The sequence below is a fragment of the Kitasatospora sp. NPDC059160 genome, from assembly GCF_042755465.1.
Taxonomy (GTDB): Bacteria; Actinomycetota; Actinomycetes; order Streptomycetales; family Streptomycetaceae; genus Kitasatospora.
In genome coordinates this window covers 37,517-59,606 of record NZ_JBHZCN010000029.1, presented here as the reverse complement: position 1 = coordinate 59,606, position 22,090 = coordinate 37,517, and the positions used below count along the sequence as shown (strand labels likewise).

The 22,090-nt window shown below is 74.9% G+C and carries 16 protein-coding genes; 4 read left to right on the top strand and 12 right to left on the bottom strand.

Annotated elements, in window-relative coordinates:
- Positions 1-160: 160 nt before the first annotated feature.
- The 8 genes from ACFXOZ_RS14955 to ACFXOZ_RS14920 form a co-directional block, all read right to left on the bottom strand.
- Positions 161-1,081, bottom strand: coding sequence for a trypsin-like serine protease (locus tag ACFXOZ_RS14955; protein WP_375889299.1), 921 nt, complete (start codon positions 1,079-1,081; stop codon positions 161-163).
- 214 nt (positions 1,082-1,295) lie between these two features.
- The gene (locus ACFXOZ_RS14950; RefSeq protein ID WP_380529962.1) at positions 1,296-2,945 is read right to left on the bottom strand and encodes an RNA polymerase sigma factor; all 1,650 of its coding nucleotides are present in this window, start codon (positions 2,943-2,945) and stop codon (positions 1,296-1,298) included.
- Between the two features lie 509 nt (positions 2,946-3,454).
- Positions 3,455-4,387: a FadR/GntR family transcriptional regulator gene (locus ACFXOZ_RS14945; RefSeq protein WP_375889304.1), complete on the bottom strand. Its 933-nt coding sequence runs from the start codon at positions 4,385-4,387 to the stop codon at positions 3,455-3,457.
- Between the two features lie 211 nt (positions 4,388-4,598).
- Positions 4,599-5,504 carry a hypothetical protein gene (locus tag ACFXOZ_RS14940; protein ID WP_375889305.1) on the bottom strand — a complete coding sequence of 302 codons (906 nt, stop codon included), beginning with the start codon at positions 5,502-5,504 and terminating at the stop codon, positions 4,599-4,601.
- A 3-nt stretch (positions 5,505-5,507) separates the two neighbouring features.
- Positions 5,508-6,986, bottom strand: coding sequence for an ATP-binding cassette domain-containing protein (locus ACFXOZ_RS14935; protein ID WP_380590515.1), 1,479 nt, complete (start codon positions 6,984-6,986; stop codon positions 5,508-5,510).
- 211 nt (positions 6,987-7,197) lie between these two features.
- Positions 7,198-7,485, bottom strand: coding sequence for a hypothetical protein (locus ACFXOZ_RS14930; RefSeq protein WP_375889310.1), 288 nt, complete (start codon positions 7,483-7,485; stop codon positions 7,198-7,200).
- A 111-nt stretch (positions 7,486-7,596) separates the two neighbouring features.
- On the bottom strand, positions 7,597-8,355 hold the full coding sequence (locus tag ACFXOZ_RS14925; protein WP_375889312.1) for an NUDIX domain-containing protein: 759 nt from the start codon (positions 8,353-8,355) through the stop codon (positions 7,597-7,599).
- A 121-nt stretch (positions 8,356-8,476) separates the two neighbouring features.
- A complete protein-coding gene (locus tag ACFXOZ_RS14920) occupies positions 8,477-10,600 on the bottom strand; it encodes a glycogen debranching N-terminal domain-containing protein (RefSeq protein ID WP_380590537.1) in 2,124 nt (707 codons plus the stop codon).
- A 629-nt stretch (positions 10,601-11,229) separates the two neighbouring features.
- Between ACFXOZ_RS14920 and ACFXOZ_RS14915 the strand changes: the two genes are divergently transcribed.
- Positions 11,230-12,543, top strand: a complete 1,314-nt coding sequence (locus ACFXOZ_RS14915; RefSeq protein WP_380590512.1) for an alpha/beta fold hydrolase — start codon at positions 11,230-11,232, stop codon at positions 12,541-12,543.
- Positions 12,544-12,574: 31 nt separating this feature from the next.
- Here the strand turns inward: ACFXOZ_RS14915 and ACFXOZ_RS14910 are convergent, their stop codons facing one another.
- Positions 12,575-14,098 (bottom strand): DUF4192 domain-containing protein, encoded by a 1,524-nt coding sequence (locus ACFXOZ_RS14910; protein WP_380590509.1) that lies wholly within the window; start codon positions 14,096-14,098, stop codon positions 12,575-12,577.
- Positions 14,099-14,327: 229 nt separating this feature from the next.
- Here ACFXOZ_RS14910 and ACFXOZ_RS14905 point away from each other — a divergent pair, with 229 nt between their 5' ends.
- Complete coding sequence (locus ACFXOZ_RS14905) at positions 14,328-16,523, top strand: RecQ family ATP-dependent DNA helicase (protein ID WP_380590506.1); 2,196 nt, start codon at positions 14,328-14,330, stop codon at positions 16,521-16,523.
- A gap of 367 nt (positions 16,524-16,890) precedes the next feature.
- The gene (locus tag ACFXOZ_RS14900) at positions 16,891-17,610 is read left to right on the top strand and encodes a hypothetical protein (protein ID WP_375889320.1); all 720 of its coding nucleotides are present in this window, start codon (positions 16,891-16,893) and stop codon (positions 17,608-17,610) included.
- A 185-nt stretch (positions 17,611-17,795) separates the two neighbouring features.
- On the opposite strand, the gene ACFXOZ_RS14895 is transcribed toward ACFXOZ_RS14900, so the two are convergent.
- The 3 genes from ACFXOZ_RS14895 to ACFXOZ_RS14885 form a co-directional block, all read right to left on the bottom strand.
- Positions 17,796-18,242, bottom strand: coding sequence for a hypothetical protein (locus tag ACFXOZ_RS14895; protein ID WP_375889322.1), 447 nt, complete (start codon positions 18,240-18,242; stop codon positions 17,796-17,798).
- Positions 18,243-18,631: 389 nt separating this feature from the next.
- The gene (locus tag ACFXOZ_RS14890) at positions 18,632-19,330 is read right to left on the bottom strand and encodes a ribonuclease HII (RefSeq protein WP_375889325.1); all 699 of its coding nucleotides are present in this window, start codon (positions 19,328-19,330) and stop codon (positions 18,632-18,634) included.
- Positions 19,331-19,412: 82 nt separating this feature from the next.
- The gene (locus ACFXOZ_RS14885) at positions 19,413-20,078 is read right to left on the bottom strand and encodes a TetR/AcrR family transcriptional regulator (RefSeq protein ID WP_380590502.1); all 666 of its coding nucleotides are present in this window, start codon (positions 20,076-20,078) and stop codon (positions 19,413-19,415) included.
- Positions 20,079-20,583: 505 nt separating this feature from the next.
- On the opposite strand from ACFXOZ_RS14885, the gene ACFXOZ_RS14880 reads away from it, so the two are divergent.
- Positions 20,584-22,035, top strand: a complete 1,452-nt coding sequence (locus tag ACFXOZ_RS14880) for an MFS transporter (RefSeq protein ID WP_375889459.1) — start codon at positions 20,584-20,586, stop codon at positions 22,033-22,035.
- Positions 22,036-22,090 lie beyond the last annotated feature (55 nt).

Sequence of the window (22,090 nt, the reverse complement as noted above, 5' to 3'; positions counted from 1 at the left end):
CCCGGGGGGCGCGGGGGGGCCCCCCCCCGCGGCCCCCCCCCCCCCGGCTCCGCTGTTCTCCCGACCGCTCCCCCGCGTTCACCGCCACCCGGACCGCGGGGCCCCGGGCCGGAGCCGAAACGGCGTCAGGACGTCATCGCCCCATCACCCTCGGCGATGGTCAGAGCGCGGAGCGCACCGCGTCCGTGACCGAGGACACCCTGGTGTAGACCCCGGGGTGGGCCGCCTCGGCACAGCCCGTCCCCCAGGAGACCAGCCCGACCAGCCGGCCGGCCACGATCAGCGGGCCGCCGCTGTCGCCCTGGCAGGCGTCCTTGCCGCCCTTCTCCTCGCCCGCGCAGACCATGCCGCGGGCGTCGAACTTGCCGTCCTGCCCGCCCGGGTAGGCGTGGGCGCAGGTCTGGTCCGCGACGATCGGCACGTCCACCCGGCGCAGCACCGGCGAGTAGTCGCCCCGCCCGCTGGTGTCGCCCCAGCCGTAGACCTGCGCCGCCGTCCCGGCCGCGTACGGCCCGCTCTCGCCCTGGCCGACCAGCTCGACCACCGGCCGGGAGCCCTGCGACTCGTCCAGGGTGAGCACCGCGACGTCGTTCATGTTCGCGGCGAAGTTGTAGTCGGGGTGGACCCAGATCCGCTGGACGGCCACCTCGTGGCCGGCCGAGCCGCGCATGTCGTCCCGGCCGACGACCACCTTGAGCCCCGGGCGGTCCACCCGGCCCTTGGCCTCGTCGTAGAAGCAGTGCGCGGCCGTCACCACCTTGGTCGGGGTGACCAGCGCGCCCCCGCAGAACTGGCCGGAGCGCCCGCTGCCGAACTGCTGGCGGCTGGCCAGCGCCACGATCCACGGGTGGTCGGCGGTGCTCACGGTGGCACCCCCGACGACCCGGCGCTGCGCCTGCGCCGGGCCGGCCGCACCGAGCGCCGCCAGCGGCACCGGAACGGCGGCGAGCAGCGCCAGCAGCGCGCCCCGTCGCCGCAGGCGGCGGCCGGTCCGGGCGACGGCCGGGACGACGGCGCGGTCGCTCCGGCGCGGGACGGGGGTCGGCAGGTCGACTGGGTCCGGGTCGGTCAGCACCGTCACTCCACAAGGCTCGGCAGCAGGCAACCGGCACAGCGTAGGTGACCGACTACACTGGGCGACCGCTTCCGGGTGTGCCGCCACCCGGACGAGCGACAAGCGCCACCCGGACGCTGACGCACCGCCCCCGAACGGCCCGAAGGCCCGGAACCGTGGGGTTCCGGGCCTTCGTCACGTACTGCCGCCGGTCGGACCTGCCGACCGGTCGGGCCGCCGATCAGTCCAGGTAGTCGCGCAGCACCTGGGAGCGGGACGGGTGGCGCAGCTTCGACATGGTCTTCGACTCGATCTGGCGGATGCGCTCACGGGTGACCCCGTACACCTTGCCGATCTCGTCGAGCGTCTTCGGCTGGCCGTCGGTCAGGCCGAAGCGCATCGAGACCACGCCGGCCTCGCGCTCGGACAGGGTGTCCAGCACCGAGTGCAGCTGCTCCTGGAGCAGGGTGAAGGAGACCGCGTCGGCCGGGACGACCGCCTCGGAGTCCTCGATCAGGTCACCGAACTCGCTGTCGCCGTCCTCGCCGAGCGGGGTGTGCAGCGAGATCGGCTCACGGCCGTACTTCTGGACCTCGATGACCTTCTCGGGGGTCATGTCGAGTTCCTTGGCCAGCTCCTCCGGGGTGGGCTCGCGGCCCAGGTCCTGGAGCATCTGGCGCTGGACGCGGGCCAGCTTGTTGATGACCTCGACCATGTGCACCGGGATGCGGATGGTGCGGGCCTGGTCGGCCATGGCGCGGGTGATCGCCTGGCGGATCCACCAGGTGGCGTAGGTCGAGAACTTGTAGCCCTTGGTGTAGTCGAACTTCTCGACCGCACGGATCAGACCGAGGTTGCCCTCCTGGATCAGGTCCAGGAACAGCATGCCGCGACCGGTGTAGCGCTTGGCCAGCGAGACCACCAGGCGGAGGTTGGCCTCCAGCAGGTGGTTCTTGGCCCGGCGGCCGTCCTCGGCGATGATCTCCAGCTCGCGCTTGAGCTTCGGGGCGAGCTTGTCGGCGGCCGAGAGCTTGTCCTCGGCGAACAGGCCGGCCTCGATGCGCTTGGCGAGCTCGACCTCCTGCTCGGCGTTGAGCAGCGGGACCTTGCCGATCTGCTTGAGGTAGTCCTTGACCGGGTCGGCGGTGGCACCGGCGACGGCGACCTGCTGGGCCGGCGCGTCGTCCTCGTCGTCGTCGGAGAGCACGAAGCCCTGCGACTCCTCCTCGGGCTCCGCCTCCTCGCCCGCCTTGTCGCCGGGCAGCGCGACGTCCTCGAGCAGCTCCTCTTCGCCGATGAGCTCCTCGTCGCCCTTGCCGGCCTTGCCGCCGGCGGTCTTCTTGGCGGCGGTCTTCTTGGCCGGGGCGGCGGTCTTCTTGGCCGCGGCCTTCTTGGCCGGCGCGGCCTTCTTCGCCGCGACGGCCTTCGCCTCGGTGACGACCGTGGTCGTCTCCACGACGGTGATGTCGGCGGACACGGTGGGGGCGGGCGCCGCGGCGGCGGCGACGGCCGGAGCCGCGACGGGAGCGCCGGGGGCGATCCGCACGGGCGGCTTGGTCGGGGCCGACGGAGCGGCCGGGGTCCGGGTGGTGACAGCCTTGGTGGCGGTGCGCTTGGTGGGGCTCTTGGCGGCAACGCTCTTGCGCTTGGCGCCGGCCGGCTCGGCCGCGCTGACCATGAGGTCCACGCCCTCCTCAATCAGCACCTGATTGAGGCTGCGCATGACGTTCTTCCACTTGGTGACCGGGATCTGGTCCGCCTCGAACGCCTGGCGCACGTCGTCACCGGCGATCTGCCCCTGGGCCTTGCCCCGCTCGATGAGCGCCAGCAGAGCCGCGGACTCGGCGATCTCGGGGGGAAGCGAACGGGATGTGCTGGCCGACACGAACAACCTCTCGGACGATGAGTGGACTCGAACCCGTACCGGCCGCCCGAGCGGGCGGGGAAGGAAATCGCGCGTCGGACGCGCGGTGTCGATTCCGACCGACTCGGGCTTGAGGACTGGGTTTGCAGGACGGCAGCAGCGCCGCGGACCAACACAGCATTCTGACATGTTGGAGTATTCCGGAGCTGCTCCCGCTCAGGAGACATCGCTGCTACTCGTCAAGTGTTACGCATGGCCTTGGTGTCGCGGGTCACACCGTTCGGTGCCCTCGACCCCGGGCCGCCATCCATCATCGCGCACTCGCGGTGAAGTCTATTGTCATGCGCGGAACATTGGCGGGGCGCGGGGCCGGACGGGGGCAGAACTCGGGCGGGACATGGGCGGGCACGGGCTGGACCCGGGCGGGACGCCGACCCCACGCGAAGGCCCTCCGGCTGCGCCGCGCGGTGCGGCGGCCGGAGGGCCCTGGCGGAGCGGCCCGCACCCGGCGGGCCCGCTCGCGGAGAACAGCCCGCTCAGTGCTCCCGGGGGGCGGGGACGGAGGGCTCCAGCTCGGGGTGGACGGTGAGCAGCGCGCGCATCGCGGCCTCGCCCGCGGTGCCGTCGCCGGTGCCCAGCGCATCCACCAGCCGGGCGTGCAGGTTGACCGAGGACTCGGAGGGCCGCTCGCAGGAGATGGTCGGACCGCCCGAGACCTGCAGCGCGCAGGAGACGATCCCGGACAGGTGCTCCAGCATCCGGTTGCCGGCCATCTGCAGGATCAGCACGTGCAGCTCGGCGTCGGCCCGGGTGTAGGTGGACAGGTCGGCCTGGGCAGCGGCGTGGCCCATGATCTCGACCAGCTCGACCAGCCGCTGCTGGACGTCCTCCCGGCCGTGGCCGGCCGCGAGCCGGGCGGCCAGCGGCTCGATCGCCCAGCGGAGCTCGAACAGCTCCCGGCGCTGCTCGTCCCGCTGCGGCCCGAAGGCCCGCCACTCGATGATGTCCGGGTCCAGCAGGTTCCAGTCGCCGACCGGGCGGACCCGGGTGCCGACGTTCGGGCGGGCACTGACCAGGCCCTTGGCCTCCAGCACGCGCAGCGACTCGCGGACGACGGTCCGGGACACCTCGAACCGCTGGCCGATCTCCTCCGGCACGAGCGGACGGTCGGCGCCGAGGTCGCCGGAGACGATCATCTGGCCGAGCTGCTGGACCAGCTGGCCGTGCAGACCGCGACCGCGGCTGCTGGTGGTCTTGCGGCCGACCCGGCCGATGTCGGACTCGGCGCCCTCCCAACGGGGCGCCGGCGGCATCGGCCGGTCGGCGTACGAGAAGCGGTCCAGGTCGCCGGGGCCGTGGATCGGCCCGTCGGCGGAACGGGCGGGGGTCATGGTGGGGTGCGCAAGGGTACTCACGCCTCCTTTGTCGGCGATCGGCAGGCGCAGCTTGAGAATTCTCGTGAAAAGCACACGAAAGGGTGATCGACCGTGACTGGATAATTGACTTCTTATCAGGAAGAACCGCGCATTGCGGTCACTGCTGGTCGATCTTGGTGCTTCGGGACGGCGCACCGCCCCGGGACGGGCGGTACCGGTCCGCAGCACCGGTACCGCAGCACCGGTACCGCGGCGGCGGGTCCGCGGCGCGGGCCCGAGGTCCACGGGGTGGGTCACCCGTGGGTCACAGCGCGCGGCGGCGGGCCTGGACGAGCAGGGCGGCCAGCAGCAGGGCCCCCGCGGGGGCCGCGACCGCCGCGAGCAGCGCCGGGTCCGTCAACGCCGCGCCCCCGGCCGCCGCCTCGCGCGTTCCGCCGTACACCCAGCCGTAGGCCCACTCGACGCCGGACTGGAAGGGCAGCAGCTCCGCCGCCCGGGTCGGCCACGGACGGCCGGTGCGCCGCAGCAGCAGGGCGACGCCGGACTCCAGCAGCGGCGGCAGCGCGCACAGCAGCAAGACCCCGGCGGCGGCGCTGCGGGTCAGCGAGGCGGTCAGCACACCGGTCCAGGCGGCCACCACGGTCAGCAGGACGAAGGCCAGCAGCGCGCCCGGCACCCCGTGACCGGTCGCCGGCGCCAGCGGGGCGAACAGGCCCGGCAGGTCGGCCGGCCGGTCCAGCCCGACCGCGCCCAGTGCCGCGGACGCCCCGCCGGACAGCGCGCCCGGATCCGTCCGGGCCGCCACCGTCACGCCGTCCGGCAGCGCGAGGTGCACGGCCACCAGGTCGACCAGCAGGGTGGCCAGCGCCAGCAGCGCCGCCACCGGACCGACCACCAGCAGCTTGGCCAGCAGCAGCCGCACCCGGCGCCCGTACGCCACCTGCGAGGCCGCCAGCCCCGGGTGGCGCACCTCGTGGCCGTACGAGAGCGCGCCCAGCACACCGGCGCCGAGCGCCGCGAAGGGCAGCGGGATCAGCGGGACGGCGGCGGTCAGCAGGCGCACCCCGGCCGGACCGGCCAGTGGGCCGGGAGGGGCCTGGCTCGCCAGGACGGCGGCCACGACCGCGTCGCAGAGCAGGACGGCGGCGAGCAGCAGCCAGGTGGAACGCAGGCCGCGCAGGCGGCGCAGCTCGTAGGCCAGGACACGCACGGTTCACTCGCTCCGGTGGTCGTCGGGGGTGGCGGGGGCGACAGCGGGGCCGTTGCCGGGGATGACCCGGCCGAGGCGGACGGTGTCGTCGGTGAGCAGGTCGGCCCCGCTCCCGACGGCGGGCCGCGGCTCGGGCGTGCGCACGGTCACGGGCTCGGCCGGGGGCACCGCCTCGGTCGCGGTGGCGGTCGCGGTGGCGGCCTCGGCCACGGTGCGGACCGGGGCGGTGGGGAGGGGCTCGACGGGGAGGGGCCCGGGTGCCGGGGCGGGACGGTCGCGGAAGAGCCGCTCCACGGCGACGGTGGGCGCGGGCGCGGGGGCCGGCTTCCGCGCGGGGGCGGCGAGAACGGGCAGGGCGGCCGTCACGGCGGCGACCGGGAGCGCCCGGGTGCTCCGGAGCGCGTCCTCGCGGGAACGGCCCTCCGAGGCGGGCTCCGGGACGGCGGCTGCGGGGAGCCCGGGCTCGGGGGCGGCGAGCTCGGGGGCGGGATCGGGGACGGGATCGGGGACGGGACCAGCGGCTGCCTCGACGGCGGCCTCGGCCTCCGGCTGGAGGGGGAGGCGGCCCGAGCGGCCGGAGGCCACCGGCAGGGCGGTGCGGGGCACCGGCTGCTCGACCACCCGGTCGGCCAGCTCGTGCAGCAGGATCCCGTGGCGGTAGGCGAGTTCACCGATCTCGGTGCGGTCGATGCCCGCCACCGCGATCCCCGCCCCGCCGTCCCGGCGGACCTCGGCGCCCTGACTGACCAGCAGGTCCGCGAGCCGTGCCATCTGCGGCCCCCGGACGGCCACTTCGGGGCTCAGCCTGGTCCGGCAGAACTCCGCCACCGGCTGGTCGGCCAGCATCCGGCCACGGTCCAGGGTCACCACCCGGTCCGCCAGCTGGGCCGCCTCCTGCGGGGTGCGGGTGGTCACCAGCACGGTTCCGCCCGCGACGGCGAAGGAGCGCAGGAAGGAGTGGAACCACTCGACGTTGCGCGGGGACAGGCCCTCGGTCGGGGCGTCCAGCAGCAACGTGCCGGGATCGCCGAGCAGCGCGGCGGCCAGCGAGAGCCGGCGGTGCATCCCCGGGGAGAAGGTGCGCAGCCGCTGTCCGGCGACGGAGGCCAGCCGGGTCTGCTCCAGCAGTTCGTCGGCCCGCCGGGTCGGGACCCCGACCGCCGCGGCCAGCATCCGCAGGTGGCCGCGCGCCTTGCGGCCCGGGTTCCCGGACACCGCCGCGGCACCTTCCCCCAAGGCCGGCAGCAGCACGCCGATCTCGCGCTCGGGGCGGCGGATCCGGCGGTAGGTGCGGCCCTCGAAGAGCGTGATGCCCTGGCCGCGTTCGAGTTCGAGCATCAGCCGCAGCGCCGTGGACTTGCCCGCCCCCTCGTCGCCGAGCAGTGCGGTCACCATCCCGGGCCGGGCGTCGAAGGTCAGATCGAGCACCGCGGGCGGGGCGCCCTTGCGATGGACCTTGGTCAGTCCGGTGATCTGGATCATCGCTGGCTGCTCCCATGCCCTCGGCCGACCTGCTCGACGCCAGCACATTAGGGGTCAGCAGCGCCGATTCCGGGCATTACCGAACCGCGACGGGCCCACCGCCTGCCCACCTCACCCGATCAGGGGACAATCCGATCCTGCGATTCACCGGAGGAGGCGGCCGGGGAGAGTCGTGTGGGCCGTGGGTCGGACAAGGTCCGCGGGGCGCGCCCTACGGCGACACGAAGACCTTGGCACCGGGCGGGAGCGGCTGGCCGACGCACTCGCCCCGGTACTCGTCGACGGCGGCCCGGCCCTGGACGGCGGTCTCGGCCAACTGCTCCTTCTCCGCGCTCAGCCGCTCCTCCACGGAGGCGATCGCCTGCGGGTCACCGTGCGCGGCCTTCAGCGCGGCCAGCTCCTTCTCGGTCCGTTCGGTGACCTCGGTGAGGTTCTCGAAGTCCGCGACGAAGGTCTCGATGATGCCTCGCTGCCGGGCGCAGTCGTCGGTGACGGCCATCGCAGGGCTCCCAGGGTCCGCAGGCCTTCGGTCCGGTGACCGAAGCGTCCACCGCCACTGTGCCCCGGTGCCGCCGGTCCGGCTCCCGGGCCGGGGCCGTTCGGTGGGGGCTCAGGAGTCGGGGCGGAGCATCGGCGGGTTGAGGACGGTCGCGCCGCCGGCGGTGAAGAGCTGCGCCGGGCGACCGCCCTGGCGGGTGGTGGTGCCCCCGGAGGGGAGGAGGAAGCCGGGGGTGCCGGTGACCTTGCGGTGGAAGTTGCGCGGGTCGAGGGCGACGCCCCAGACGGCCTCGTAGACGCGGCGCAGCTCACCCACGGTGAACTCGGTCGGGCAGAAGGCGGTGGCCAGGGAGGAGTACTCGATCTTGGAGCGGGCGCGCTCCACACCGTCGGCGAGGATCAGGCCGTGGTCGAAGGCCAGCGGGACTCCGTCGGCCGGGCTCCCTCCGAGGAGTTCGCCGACCGGCGCCCAGCGGGCGCCGCTGGCGTCACCGCCGGCCCGGGGGGTCGGCAGGTCGGGGGCGAGCACCAGGTAGGCGACGCTGACCACGCGCATCCGGGGGTCGCGCTGCGGGTGGCCGTAGGTGGCGAGCTGCTCCAGGTGGGCACCGGCCGCGCCGGGGCCGACCGCTTCGTGGCCGGGGGCGGAGTGGGCGCGCAGACCGGTCTCCTCGGCCAGCTCGCGGGAGGCCGCCTCGGCCAGGCCCTCGTCCGGTCGGACGAAGCCGCCGGGCAGCGCCCAGTACCCCTGGTAGGGCGGCTCACCCCGTCTGACCAGCAGGGCGCAGAGCGAGTGGTCGCGCACCGTCAGAACCACCAGGTCAACCGTGACAGCGAACGGGGGGAAGGCCGACGGATCGTAGCGCGACATGGCGACGATCATAGTCGTCTCTCTGACGATAAGCACAGGCCCGTACGCGGAGCGCACAGCAGCCGGCCGCCGTCCGTCCGAGACGGTTCGCGCACGGGTGGTCCCGGCTCGGGAGCCGGTGTCAGCGGGCGACCAGTTGCAGGTGCGCGGGGGCCTCCTCCACCATCGCCACTCCGATCCGACTCACCCGCACCGAGAAGGGCTCCCCCGCCACCCGCAGGCCGGTCAGTTCGAGTTCGCCGAGCGGGGCGGTGCTGGCCGGGCGGACCAGGACCCGGCCGCCGGGGACGTCCGGCCGGACTCCGGCGAGTGCGAACACCGCGTGAACGGCTCCGGCCCCGGAGACCGCCGCCGGGCGGCAGGCGGCCGGGTGCGGCACCGGTGGGCAGCCGGGGGTGCGCTGCTCGCCCGCGTACATCTCCGGCAACCGCCCCTCGAAGTGGGCGGAGGCGGCGAGCAGGCCCTCCAGCAGGGCGCCGGCCTCGTTCTCGTGGCCGGCCTCGGCGAGCCCGGCGATCGCCAGCGCGGTCTCGTGGATCCGCACCGCGCCGCCGCGGTGGCCCAGCGGGTTGAAGCGGGGTGACTTGGCGCTGAGGGTGCGCAGGCCCCAGCCACTGTCCAGCTCGGGCGCGACCAGCCGCTGGGCGAGCAGCCGGGTGTGCTCGCGGTCCAGCAGGCTCTCGTGCCGGCCGCCGTCGGCGGCGAGCCCGGTGTCGAGCAGGTGCACCAGGGAGGAGGCGACGGCGGGCAGCGGCTGGCCGCCCGGGGCCAGCCCGGCGGCGGGACGGCCGCCGGAGAGGTCGTCGATCCAGAACCGCTCGCGGAAGCGTCCGCGCAGCCCGGCGGCCCAGGCCCGCCATTCCCCGGCACCCGGCCTGCCGAAGGCCTCCAGGAGCTCGGCGCCGTGCAGGGCGGCGCGGTGGGCCTGTGCCTGCACCTCGGCACGGGCGGCGACCGGCTGGGCGGCGCGGTCCTCCGCCGGGCGGCCGAGGTCGGTGACGAAGCCGTCGACCAGGCCCTCGCGCAGGGCGGCCAGGGCCCGCTCGGCGGACGGGAGCAGCTCGGCGACCTCCGCCCGGGGCAGCCCCCAGCGCCAGGCCTCGGCCAGCACGGTGACGAACAGCAGGGTGGCCTCGGTGGCCGTGCAGGTGGGCGGCAGCTCGGGGCCGCCGTGCCGCAGGGCGCCGGGGAGCAGGCCCTCGGTGCGGCCGGGGGCGGGGGCGAGCTGCTGACGGCGGGCCACGGCGCGCAGGGTGCCGGCCGCGAGCCGGGTGCCGAGCGGGAGCGCCAGCCGGGCGGCCCAGAGCGCGTCGGCCGGGGCGAGTCCGAAGCGCCAGGGCGCGCCGGAGGCCGGGTAGAGGTCGGTCGGGCGGTCCGGGTCGGCGAACAGCAGCCCGCCGAGGGCGTCCAGGGAGCGGTCGACCAGCAGCGTGGCGCGCGGGTCGTCGCAGCGCACCTCCGGTTCGGCCCAGGGCAGCGGGACGCCGGTGCCGCGCCCGCCGGGCGGGCGCGGGCCGCCGGGGACACTCTCCAGTTCGACCCGCAGCTCGACCGACCAGCGGGCACCGGGCTGGACCTCCAAGTCCCAGCGGAGCACCCCGGCCCCGGCGAGGACGGCGTGCGGCGAGGGCTTGGCGCCGACCACGGCACTGTGCACCGGGCCGGACCAGCGCAGCCCGGCCGACTGCACCTGGCCGGGCAGGTCGGGCGGGCGGTGCCCGGCGGCGATCTCGGCGACCGGGCCCAGGTCGGTCCCGAGGGCGATCTCCAGCGGCAGCCGCGCGGGCCGGGCGCCGGTGTTGCGCACCGTGACGGTCTCCACGCCGTCCGCGTGGCGCAGCCGCTCGACGGTGAGCGCCGGGTCCGGGTCGGGGTCGCCGGGGAGGCGGACGGCGCCGAGGAAGCGGGCCTGGGCGGTGCTGGTCAGGGTGCCCTGGAGCGGCAGCGGCTCCATCCCGCCCAGCCGCAGCTCCATCCGGGCCAGCACCCGGACGCCGTTGCGGTAGAAGCCGTGCAGACCGTGGCCGCGCAGCTGGCCGTCCGGGCCGGAGGCCGCCATCGCGGGGGCGTTGACGCAGAGCAGCGCGTGGTGGACGGCCGGGGGCTGGGGGCGCGGCGGGGCCGCCGGTCGGCCGGGGCCGGCGGGTGCGCCCGTGGGCCCGGCCGGCGGGACCTGGTCGGGACGGCCGACCGGTCTGGGCGCGCCGACCACGCTCTCGGCCGGCATGGCCTGCAGTGGCCTCATGGCGGTCACCGGACTCTCCTCCCCTCGGCGGTCCGGTGGCCGTCAGGCCGGTGGGCCGCGAGCATGCTCGATCGCGTGCTGGTGGTGCCCGGCCGACGGGGACGCTCCCGTCGGCGGTCGTGCCGTGTCTGGCCGTACCCGACGGTGGGCCGTGCCATGCGGTGTGCGGTACCGGTCCGGTACCGGCGCTCCGCGCCTTTCGCGTCGGGCACACCCGTCGTGCCCGGTACTCCGTCACACCCGGCGCCCCGGCCTACCGGTGACGCCCCGCCCGTGCCACCCCGCCCCGCGACCCGCGCCCGCCGGACACAGGGCCCCGGGGGGTGAACGCCGCGCACCGCCGCCAGGTCACGCCCGCCGGGACTGTCGCTGGTCGCACCCGGCCCCCCGACGGTGGCGCCGCCCCTGCCGGGCCGTCACCGGAGGCCTGCCCGGGAGCTCGGAGCCGCCCCTGACCCGGGCCGCACTCCGGGGCCGGGGCGCTGCTGGCCGCCCGGTCCGCTGGGCGGAGGCGGTCGAACCGGTGCTCGACCGCGGTCAGGATACGGTGCGGGGGTCGCGGCGCCCGTACCCGGTGACCCCGTGAACCGCGACGCAACCGCTGTGACCAGCAGAGACCGAGGAGTTGCATGTCCACCGTCAGCCGGCTGCCCGGGATTGTCACGACCGACCACGTCTTCCAGGTCCCGCTCGACCACGCCTCCCCGGAGGGCGAGCAGATCGAGGTCTACGCCCGCGAGGTGGTGGCCTCGGGCCGCGAGCGCGGCGACCTGCCCTGGTTGCTGTTCCTCCAGGGCGGCCCCGGAGGCAAGGCCGCCCGCCCGCTCGGCCGGGAAGCCTGGCTGGAGCGCGCCCTCGACGACTACCGGGTGCTGCTGCTCGACCAGCGCGGCACCGGCCGGTCCACCCCCGCGACCCGGCAGACCCTCGCCCGTCGCGGTGGCCCGCAGGAGCAGGCGGACTACCTCGCCCACTTCCGCGCGGACGCCATCGTCCGGGACGCCGAGCTGATCCGCCACCGGCTGCTCGGCGCCGACCGGCGCTGGAGCGTGCTCGGCCAGAGCTTCGGCGGCTTCTGCACCCTCACCTACCTCTCCTTCGCTCCCGAAGGCCTGACGGAGGCCTTCATCACCGGTGGCCTCTCCGGCCTCGGCAGCTCGGCGGACGACGTCTACCGCGCCGCCTACCCGCGCGTCGTCCGCAAGAACGAGGACCACTACGCCCGCTTCCCGCAGGACGTCGAGGCCGTCCGGCGGATCGCCGCCCACCTGGCCGACTCCCCCGCCACGCTGCCCGACGGCGGACTGCTCACCGTCGAGGCCTTCCAGGTGCTCGGGATGATGCTCGGCGGGGGCAGCGGCTCCGGCTCCCTGCACTACCTCCTGGAGGAGGCCTGGGTGGAGGGCCCGGCCGGGGCCGAGCTCTCCGACACCTTCCTGGCCGGCGTCCAGGCCCGGCTCTCCTTCGCCGAGGGCCCGCTGTACGCCGTGCTGCACGAGTCGATCTACGGTCAGCGCTCGGTGGACCAGGGCGGCACCGCCTGGTCGGCGGAGCGCGTCCGCAAGGAGTTCCCGCAGTTCGACGCCCGGGCCGCGCTGGAGGGCGACGGCCCGGTGCTGTTCACCGGGGAGATGATCTACCCCTGGATGTTCGACACCGACCCGGCGCTGCGCCCGCTCAAGGAGACGGCGGACCTGCTCGCCGCCCGCACCGACTGGCCCGACCTCTACGACCCGGCGCGGCTGGCCGCCAACACCGTGCCCGTCGTGGCGGCGGTGTACCACGACGACATGTACGTGGACACCGCCGACTCGCTGGAGACCGCCCGCGCGGTGCGCGGGCTGCGGACCTGGATCACCAACGAGTGGGAGCACGACGGCCTGCGGACGAGCGGCGGCAAGGTGCTGGACCGGCTGATCAAGATGGCGCACGGGGAGGCGTAGCACCCTGCCGACCGGTGGGGCGGCGGGCGGTTCAGTGCGCACGGTGGGCTCCTCCCGCCCCCTGTCGGGCACCGCGGCCCCGGTGCAGGCCGGCGCCGGACCGGACGGCGGCCGAGGCGCAGGCCGCCGCCCGGCCGAGGCGCACACCCCGGGTGGGCCGTGCCCCGGCCGCAGGCCCGCAGCCCGGGGCCGGGAGCAGGGCGACCGAGCCCCGGGGTCGACCGGCCGGCCCCGGCCCACCGGGGTGGTCGGGACCGCCCTGGCTCTGATCCTCCGGAGTCGGCGTCGCGGTCGGCGTCGGGGCCGCGGAACCGCCCTTCCGGCGCCCGCCCCGGTGCCGTCGGCGCGCCTTGCCCGGCGAGCCTGAGCGCGGCCCGGGTTCGCCGCCCGGGGCCCGCTCGGCACCCGGCGGCGCCCCCGGCCCGTCCTCGGCCGCGGGCCCGGAACCGCGCCGCACCGCCGCCGCGCGCTCCTCGCGGCGCCGCCGCTGGGCCTCGACGGCGGACAGCAGCGCCCCGGGCGTCATGCCGTCGTTCATCGACTCGTACAACAGCTCCGCCAGCAGGTAGCCCGGCGAGAGCCGCAGGACGTGGCCGAGCACCACCCGGGCGGTGGCCGTGTCCCCCGCGACCCAGGACGCCCAGGCCAACAGGGTGAGCGGGGCCACCGCGCAGCCCTCGTACGGCGGAACGGCCCGCCGTACGAGGAAGCGCCAGAGCCGCTCGGCGGGCGCGAGCTCGGCCGGCCGGACGAACTCGACGCCGCGGTCCCGGGTGAGGCGGTCGCGCAGGGCGAACAGCAGCCGGGCCGTCCGCTCCTCGTCGAGCTCCCGGGCACCGGCCGCGAACTCGGCGAAGGCCTGCTCCAGCAGTTCGAGGCCCTGCTCCCGGGAGACCGACCCGGCGAGCGCCTCGGCACGGGCGAGCGCCTCGCGCTGCGCGGCGTCCGCCGGCGGGCCGACCGGGGCCAGCGCACCGACGATCGCCTTCCGGCTGCCGCGCGGCACCAGGCCGGCCACCGTCGCAGCGGCGGCCGCCGGGCCCGGATCGGGCCCGCGCCGCACCGGGTTGCCCGCCGGATCGCAGCAGCCCTCCCGGCGGCAGAGGAAGGACCACCAGCGGCCGTCCGAGACGCACAGCGACTCCTTGACCGCCACTCCCCTGCGCCCGAAGGCCGCGCGCAGCTGGTCGGCCAGCGGCCGCAGTTCGGCCACCGCGGGCGGGGCGTGCGCCGTGACCGGATCCTGGCAGAGGTAGAGGAGCACTTCGAGCGGCCGGCCGCCGTGCCGCTCGGAGAGGGCGACCAGCAGGGCGGCCGTCTCCTCCGCCGCCGCCGGCCAGTCCGCGGACGAGAGCGGGAGATCCGCCCGGATGACCCCGCCCTGGTGGAGGTCGGGGCCCTGGAGACCCACCGCGACGATGCTGTCGTCGGGGTAGAACCCCAGGAGATAGGGCAACAGCTCGGCCATATCGGCCGGACCGCGCATGACGACGGGCCGCTGCTCGGAAGCCGGACCCAGGGACAGGGTGACGTGTTCGTTGTTCATCGCGTTCATGGCCGCAAGCGTGGGCGCAATGCGCGAACGACTCCGGCACTTTCTTTTTTCCTGTGGATAACTCGGCCCCCGAATTTTCCTTCGCTCGATCGGAGCACAGAACGGCCACTCCGGAGAGTGAATTTTGGCGGCCGTTCAGCGGATCAGCGGATGAAATACACCCGGCCTTCCACTCCACCACCCCACCCGCATTCGCCCCTTGTCGGCGGCATGGGGTTACATCGACGCCATGCAGCAGCCCGACATCCACAGCACCGCCACCGCCGACCGCGCCGAGGTCCGGGCGCGGGCCGAGGCCGTCCTGCGCGAGCTGGCCGGCCCCGCCGCCAGCCTGCGCGAGGACCAGTGGACGGCGATCGAGGCCCTCGTGGTCGACCACCGCCGCGCACTGGTCGTCCAGCGCACCGGCTGGGGGAAGTCCGCGGTCTACTTCATCTCCACCGCCCTGCTCCGGGCCCGCGGCGCCGGGCCGACGGTGATCGTCTCCCCGCTGCTCGCCCTGATGCGCAACCAGGTCGAGTCGGCGGCCCGGGCCGGGATCCACGCCCGCACCATCAACTCGGCCAACACCGACGAGTGGGACGAGGTCCAGGCCGAGGTCGCCGCCGGGAAGGTCGACGTCCTGCTGGTCAGCCCCGAGCGGCTGAACAACCCGGACTTCCGCGACCAGGTGCTGCCGAAGCTCGCCGCCTCCACCGGCCTGCTGGTGGTCGACGAGGCCCACTGCATCTCCGACTGGGGCCACGACTTCCGCCCGGACTACCGCCGGCTGCGCACCATGCTGGCCGACCTGCCGCCCGGCGTCCCGGTGCTGGCCACCACCGCCACCGCCAACGCCCGGGTCACCGCCGACGTCGCCGAGCAGCTCGGCACCGGCAGCACCGACGAGCACGCCCTGGTGCTGCGCGGACCGCTCGACCGGGAGAGCCTCACCCTGGGCGTGCTCGCGCTGCCCGACCCGGCGCACCGGCTCGCCTGGCTGGCCGACCACCTCGACCGGCTCCCCGGCTCGGGCATCGTCTACACCCTGACGGTGGCCGCCGCCGAGGAGGTGACGGCCTTCCTGCGCGAGCGTGGCTTCCCGGTGGCCTCCTACTCCGGCCGCACCGAGGACGCCGAACGCCGCACCGCCGAGGCCGACCTGCTGGCCAACCGGGTCAAGGCGCTGGTCGCCACCTCCGCGCTCGGCATGGGCTTCGACAAGCCCGACCTCGGCTTCGTCGTCCACCTGGGCTCGCCCAGCTCCCCGATCGCCTACTACCAGCAGGTCGGCCGGGCCGGCCGCGGGGTGGACCGGGCCGAGGTGCTGCTGCTGCCCGGACGCGAGGACGAGGCGATCTGGCGCTACTTCGCCTCGCTCGCCTTCCCGCCGGAGGAGCAGGTGCGGCGCACCATCGACGCGCTCGCCGAGGCCGGCCGCCCGCTCTCCACCGCCGCCCTGGAGCCCCGGGTGGACCTGCGCCGCGCCCGGCTGGAGACCATGCTCAAGGTGCTGGACGTGGACGGAGCCGTCCGCCGGGTCAAGGGCGGCTGGACGGCCACCGGGCAGAGCTGGGCCTACGACGCCGCCCGCTACGCCAAGGTCGCCGCCTCCCGGGAGGCGGAACAGCGGGCGATGCGCGAATATGCGGCGACCACCGGCTGCCGGATGGAGTTCCTGCGCCGCCAGCTGGACGACGAGCAGGCCGTGCCGTGCGGGCGGTGCGACAACTGCGCGGGGCCGCTGCACACCCCGGAGGTCTCCGCGGAGGCACTGGCCGCCGCCCGGGCCGCACTCGGCCGCCCGGGCGTGAGCTTCGAACCGCGCCGGCTCTGGCCGACCGGGATGGACTCGCTCGGGGTGCCGTTGAAGGGCCGGATCCCGGCGGGCGAACAGGCGGAGACCGGCCGGGCGCTCGGCCGGCTGTCCGACATCGGCTGGGGCACCCGGCTGCGCACCCTGCTCGCCGACCAGGCGCCGGACGTGCCGGTGCCCGGCGAGGCGGTGGACGCCCTGGTGGCGGTGCTCGCCGACTGGGCCCGCGGCCCCGGCGGCTGGGCCGGGCCCGCGACCGCGGAGGGCACCCGGCTGGAGCGGCCGGTCGGTGTGGTGACCATGGCCTCCTCGACCCGCCCGCAGCTGGTCGGCAGCCTCGGCGCGCGGATCGCCGAGGTCGGACGGCTGCCGCTGCTCGGCCGGATCGAGTACGCCGGCGGGCTGCCGCCGCACGGGGCCCGCAGCAACAGCGCCCAGCGGCTGCACTCACTGGCCGGATCGCTGGTGCTGCCGCCGGAGCTGGAGCAGGCGGTGGCGGCCGCCGGCGGACCGGTGCTGCTGGTGGACGACCTCGTGGACTCGGGGTGGACGGTCACCGTGGCCGCCCGGCTGCTGCGCCGCGCGGGGGCCGGCGCGGTGCTGCCGCTGGTCCTGGGGGTGCAGGGGTGAGCGGGCGGCGGGCGGCCGCCGCTCCCGAGGCCGTCATCACTCGAATGGTCTAACGGAAAGGAGTTGCCAGGGCGATTTCGATCACACCGGAGATCCGACCCGAGATAAGGAGGGCCCAGCGTGCCGACAACGGTTCGACATGCCCTTCGCGTGGTGTGGATCAAGGTCGGGCGTCACCCGAACCCCACTCGGGCCGACGTGGAACATATCCGGCAGAACATGGGCTATCGGGTGGCGTTCATCATTTCATCGTTGCCGCTCCGGCCCCGTTGCCCTGAGAATTGGGAGGTACCCGAAATCCGGTCCGCTGGGCCCGCCCTTCGGCGTACCCAGGCACCCGCCTGCCCACGGGCCAGGAAGGAGGATCGTGATCAACGGTATCGGCCGAGGTCAGCATCCCCTCTCCGGAGGTTCGGCGCCCAGACGGCTGCTGGACCTGGAGACCTGGACCGCCTCGGGGATCCCGTTGCTGCGCGATCCGCGCGAGTTCGTCCTGGAACTGCACCAGCGTCACCTGCCCCAGCCGGGCACGGTCGTGGTGGCGGTCCTGGACGCGCTCCACCACCTGGCCGCCTCGGCCTCGTTCACGCCCTGGCCGCACGACACCGACGGCTGGCAGCACCGGAACGCCCTGCTGACGCACCTGCGCCGGGTCACCCCGCACGACCTGCGCCAGCCCGAGCCGACCCGGACGGCCGTGCTGCTGCGCTGCCGCGACGGTGCGCCCGGCTGGACGGAACAGGACGGCGCCTGGATGTGGGCACTGCGGGACGCGGCCGGGCTGCACGGGCTGCGCTGCGGCTCGTACATCGGGCTCACCGCGACGGGCTGGCAGATCCTCGGCGACGGGCGGGGCGGACGCAACCCGCACGCGGGTTCGTGGGCGGACGGACCGCTGCACATCGTGACGGAGCTGCCGCCGCGGTCGGTGCTCGACGACGCCCCGCGCAGCCAGCGGGCCCGGCAGCAGGCCGCCGAGCAGGCCAAACGGGTCGACGCCCCACAGCGCTCCGCGCAGGCCGAGCCGCCCTGGATCCCGGCGCGGGTCACGGCCGTGGAACCGGGCCGTCGCACCGGGACGCGCTGATCGGTCCTCAGCGCTCGGCCCTCACCGCTGGACCCTCACCGCGCAGCCCTCACCGCTCGGTCCTCGGCGCCTGACCCTCAGCACTCGGTCCGGGCCTCGGCCACGGGCCGCCGGCCGTGCGGACGGGCCCGGGCCCGGCACCGTAGGCACCGGACCCGGAGCGAGGACGACGGTCGGAGTTCCGGTCAAGCCTTGACCGGACGCGCGGGTGCGGTTGCGGACGCCGCCGTGGCGGCCGGGCCGGCCTCCCCACACACGAGCAGCAGGGCGTTGGCCCGGCCGAGCGCGTCGGCGTACGCCTCGGCGGCCCGGGCGGGCGGACCGCCGTTGACCACCAGGACGACCACGTCGCGGCGGACCGGCCTGGCCGGCGCCGCGTCCGCGTAGAACACGTCGCCGCCCTCGGCGAGTTGCGCCCAGTAGCGCTCCTCGCCGAAGGACAGCTCGTGCTGCTGCCAGGGGTGGGCGTCGCCGACGGTCAGCACCAGGATCTCGCCCGGGTTGCGGCCCGAGTCCAGGAGCAGGTCGACCGCGTCGTCGGCGCGTTCCAGCGCCTGCGCCGGGGTGGCGGCGATGCGCTGGACCTCGACCTGCGACGTGGTCGGGGCCGACGACGTGGCCTGGGCCGGCAACGTGGCCGACGACGCGACCGGGGCCGGGACAGGGGCCGGGCGGCGCGGCGCCGGACCGGGCTTGGGGATCAGGCGCGACGGTCCCGGGCGGTCGGCACGCGGCGGTGCCGGACGGGGCGCCGGTCGCGGGCCGGGCACCGGGAGCGGCGCGGCGGTGGTGGGTGCGGTGGCGGGTGCGCCGCCGTTGGCAGGCGCGTGGAGGGCTTGTGCGTCCGACTCGCGGGGGAAGGGAACGCCGGGGCCCGGGAGGCTCTCGTGAATCTCCGGCTCCTCGGGGAAGACAGGCATACCCGGATATCTATCAAATGCCGGTCGAACGCGCACGGGCGCCCCACCCATTGGGCACGGGACTTCCGTCACCCCCACCCCGGGCAATTCCAGACGGACCGTCAGAAACCGAGCGTCAACTGTTCGTCGGCGGATCCCTGACCGGCACCGAAGGCGTCCCGACCGCGCTTCAGATGGCGCCACTTGGGCAGTGCGTCCAAGTACGCCCAGGAGAGCCGGTGGTGGTCGGTGGGGCCGAACTCCTCCAGTGCGGAACGGTGCACCGGGGACGGATAGCCGGCGTTGTCCGCGAAGCCGTACTCCGGGCAGGTCTCGCCGAGTTCGGCCATCAGCCCGTCACGGTGGACCTTGGCGAGCACCGAGGCGGCGGAGACGCAGATGCAGGACTGGTCGCCCTTGATCACCGTGCGCACCCGCCAGGGGCCGCCGAGGTAGTCGTGCTTGCCGTCCAGGATCACCGCGTCGGGTTCGACCGGCAGCGCCTCCAGCGCGCGGACGGCGGCCAGCCGCAGCGCCGCCGTCATGCCGAGTTCGTCGCACTCCTGCGGCGAGGCGTGACCGAGCGCGTACGCGGTGACCCAGTCGGCGAGCACCGGCGCGAGGGCCTCGCGGCGCAGCTCGGTGAGCAGCTTGGAGTCGGTGAGCCCCTCCGGCGGCTTGCGCAGGCCGGTGACGGCGGCCCCGACGGTGACCGGTCCGGCCCAGGCGCCGCGCCCCACCTCGTCCAGCCCGACCACGACCTTGGCGCCGGCCCGGCGGAGCGAGCGTTCGACGGAGTGCGTCGGCGGGACGATGGGCATCACGGACTCCGTTCGGCAGTGCGGCCCCCCCTGCGGTGGGGCGCTCTCCAGCCTAAGCCCGCCCGCACGGGCCCCGGACCGGCTACGTCCGCCGGACCATCGGGACCAGCACGTCGTCCACCAGCCGGACCGCGAAGTCGGGGGCCAGGTCGCGTTCGGCGACCTTCACCTGGAACATCAGCATCGCGGGGACGACGTCGGCAACCAGTGGGGTGACCGCGTCGGGGCGCACGTCGCCGCGCTCGACGCCGCGGCGCAGGATGTCCAGGATGCTGTCCTTGGTCGGCCCGATCACCCGCTGCACGATGAAGTCCTTGAACACCTCGGCCTGTTGCTGGGAGAGCTCGGCCATCAGCGCGTGCAGGGCGGCGCCCGCCCGGGAGCAGATCGCGCCCGTGAACAGCTCGATGAGCTGCAGCAACTCGGCCCGGGCGGACCCGAGGTCGGGGATGCCGTAGGGGCGTGGCAGAGTGGCATCCAGGGCGTCGATGACGAGTTCGTCCTTGGACGCCCAGCGCCGGTAGAGCGCGGCCTTCCCGGTCCGCGCCGCGCCGGCGACGCCTTCCATCGTCAGCCGCGCGAATCCGCCGGAGGTGAGCTGGTCGAGCGCGGCCTCGAAGATCGCGCTCTCCAACTCCTTCCCCCGCCGCCGCACCGGCCGGGCCAGCGCCTCCCGGACGGCCTGCACCGGGCAGCAGTGCTCGGCCCCCTCCCCCGGCACACCCGACACCGCCGATACCGCCGACACCGCCGACCCTCCCGACAACCCGGGCGTTGCCGGGAGTCCGCCGGACGGCAGCGGCACGGCGGGCCCCCCGGGCGCCCGGTCCGCCGCCGGTCGCCGTATCAACCGATCCATTGCCACCATCCTTAAGGAACGCTTGCGTTCACTATCGAGCCCAGGCTATCGTCCAGATTAGTGAACGGCATCGTTCCTTCCCAGTCTGCGCCGACGCGCAGCTGCGCGTTCGGGGCGGCGGATCCGCTGCGCCCCCGAACACGCGAAGCAGCACCGATGCACCGCCGATGCACCGCTGACGCACCACCGACACACCACTGACGCACCGCAGTTCCCGCGCACCGAGCGCACCACCACACCCACCACACCCATCGCACCCACCGCACCGCGCGCGTAGCCAGCAGGGGGCACATTCGTGGCTATCTCCGACACGCTCAGCAAGAACCCACCACCGAAGACCGGCCAGGGCCGGGGGAAGAACATCACCCTGGCCGTCATCGCGGCCACCCAGCTCATGGTGGTGCTCGACGCGACCATCGTGAACATCGCGCTGCCGCACATCAAGGACGCGCTGAACTTCTCGACCACCGACCTGTCCTGGGTCATCAACGCCTACACGCTGACCTTCGGCGGCCTGCTGCTGCTCGGTGGCCGGGCGGGCGACATCCTCGGCCGCCGCCGGGTGTTCATCTTCGGCACGCTGCTGTTCGGCCTGGCCTCGCTGCTGGGCGGCTTCGCCCAGGACAGCACGCTGCTGCTGGCCGCCCGCGCGCTCCAGGGCATCGGTGGCGCGATCTGCTCGCCCACCGCCTTCGCCCTGATCGCCACCAACTTCGAGGAGGGGCCGGAACGCAACAAGGCGTTCGGCGTCTTCTCCGCGGTGGCCGGCTCGGGAGCGGCGATCGGCCTGCTGGCCGGCGGCCTGCTGACCGAGTACCTGGACTGGCGCTGGGTGTTCTTCGTCAACGTGCCGATCGCCGCGCTGATCGCGATCGCCGCGCCGCGCTACATCGCCGAGTCCGAGCGCCACCCGGGCCGCTTCGACCTGCCCGGCGCCTTCACCTCGACCCTCGGCCTGGTCGGCCTCGTCTACGGCTTCATCCGGGCCGCCTCGGACGGCTGGTCGGACCCCCTGACGCTCGGCTCCTTCGCCGCCGGTGCGGTCCTGCTGGCCGCCTTCGTCGTGATCGAGCGGCGCACCGACCAGCCGATCACCCCGCTGCACCTGTTCGCCGACCGCAACCGCACCGGCGGCCTGGTGATGATGCTCTGCCTGGCCGCGGCCATGTTCGGCATCTTCTTCTACGTCGTCCTGTTCGTGCAGGGACCGCTCGGGTACAGCCCGCTCAAGGCCGGTGTCTCGTTCCTGCCGATCAGCGTGGCGATCATCATCGCCGCGCAGCTCGCCTCGACCTTCCAGGCCAAGTACGGCCCGAAGCCGTTCATGGCGGGCGGTGCGCTGCTGGTCACCGTCGGCCTCACCTGGCTGACCCAGATGGGCAAGGACAGCGGCTACCTCGACGGTGTCCTCGGCCCCACGGTGATCTTCGGCTTCGGCATGGGCCTGATCTTCGTCCCGGTGATGCTGCTCTCGGTCGCGGGCGTCCCGGGCGAGGAGACCGGCGCCGCCTCCGGTCTGCTCAACTCGATGCAGCAGATCGGCGGTTCGCTCGGCCTCTCGATCCTGACCACGGTCTTCGCGCACTACGCGACCGCCGAGGGCAAGCTCCAGATGCCGGCGTTCCTGCAGAACGGCAGTCCGGCGGAGCACAGCTACTTCGAACAGCACCACGAGTTCCTCCCGGGCTCCGACGCCGCCAACTCGGTGCTCGCCCAGGGGATCTCGCACGGCTTCATCGTCGGCGCGGTGCTCGCCGGGATCGCGCTGCTGATCGCGGTCTTCGTCGTCAAGGCGAAGGCGAGCGACCTGCCGAGCGGCGACAGCGCCGGCATCGCGATGCACTGATCCGCACCGGGCCCCGGCGAGGCACCGGAACCGCCGCAGGGCACCGGGCCCCCGC

Bases quoted from the DNA above. Each gene is read 5' to 3' on its own strand.
- ACFXOZ_RS14935 (WP_380590515.1), bottom strand. From the start codon at position 6,986: ATGATCCAGATCACCGGACTGACCAAGGTCCATCGCAAGGGCGCCCCG.
- ACFXOZ_RS14930 (WP_375889310.1), bottom strand. From the start codon at position 7,485: ATGGCCGTCACCGACGACTGCGCCCGGCAGCGAGGCATCATCGAGACC.
- ACFXOZ_RS14925 (WP_375889312.1), bottom strand. From the start codon at position 8,355: ATGTCGCGCTACGATCCGTCGGCCTTCCCCCCGTTCGCTGTCACGGTT.
- ACFXOZ_RS14920 (WP_380590537.1), bottom strand. From the start codon at position 10,600: ATGAGGCCACTGCAGGCCATGCCGGCCGAGAGCGTGGTCGGCGCGCCC.
- ACFXOZ_RS14915 (WP_380590512.1), top strand. From the start codon at position 11,230: ATGTCCACCGTCAGCCGGCTGCCCGGGATTGTCACGACCGACCACGTC.
- ACFXOZ_RS14910 (WP_380590509.1), bottom strand. From the start codon at position 14,098: ATGAACGCGATGAACAACGAACACGTCACCCTGTCCCTGGGTCCGGCT.
- ACFXOZ_RS14905 (WP_380590506.1), top strand. From the start codon at position 14,328: ATGCAGCAGCCCGACATCCACAGCACCGCCACCGCCGACCGCGCCGAG.
- ACFXOZ_RS14890 (WP_375889325.1), bottom strand. From the start codon at position 19,330: ATGCCCATCGTCCCGCCGACGCACTCCGTCGAACGCTCGCTCCGCCGG.
- ACFXOZ_RS14880 (WP_375889459.1), top strand. From the start codon at position 20,584: ATGGTGGTGCTCGACGCGACCATCGTGAACATCGCGCTGCCGCACATC.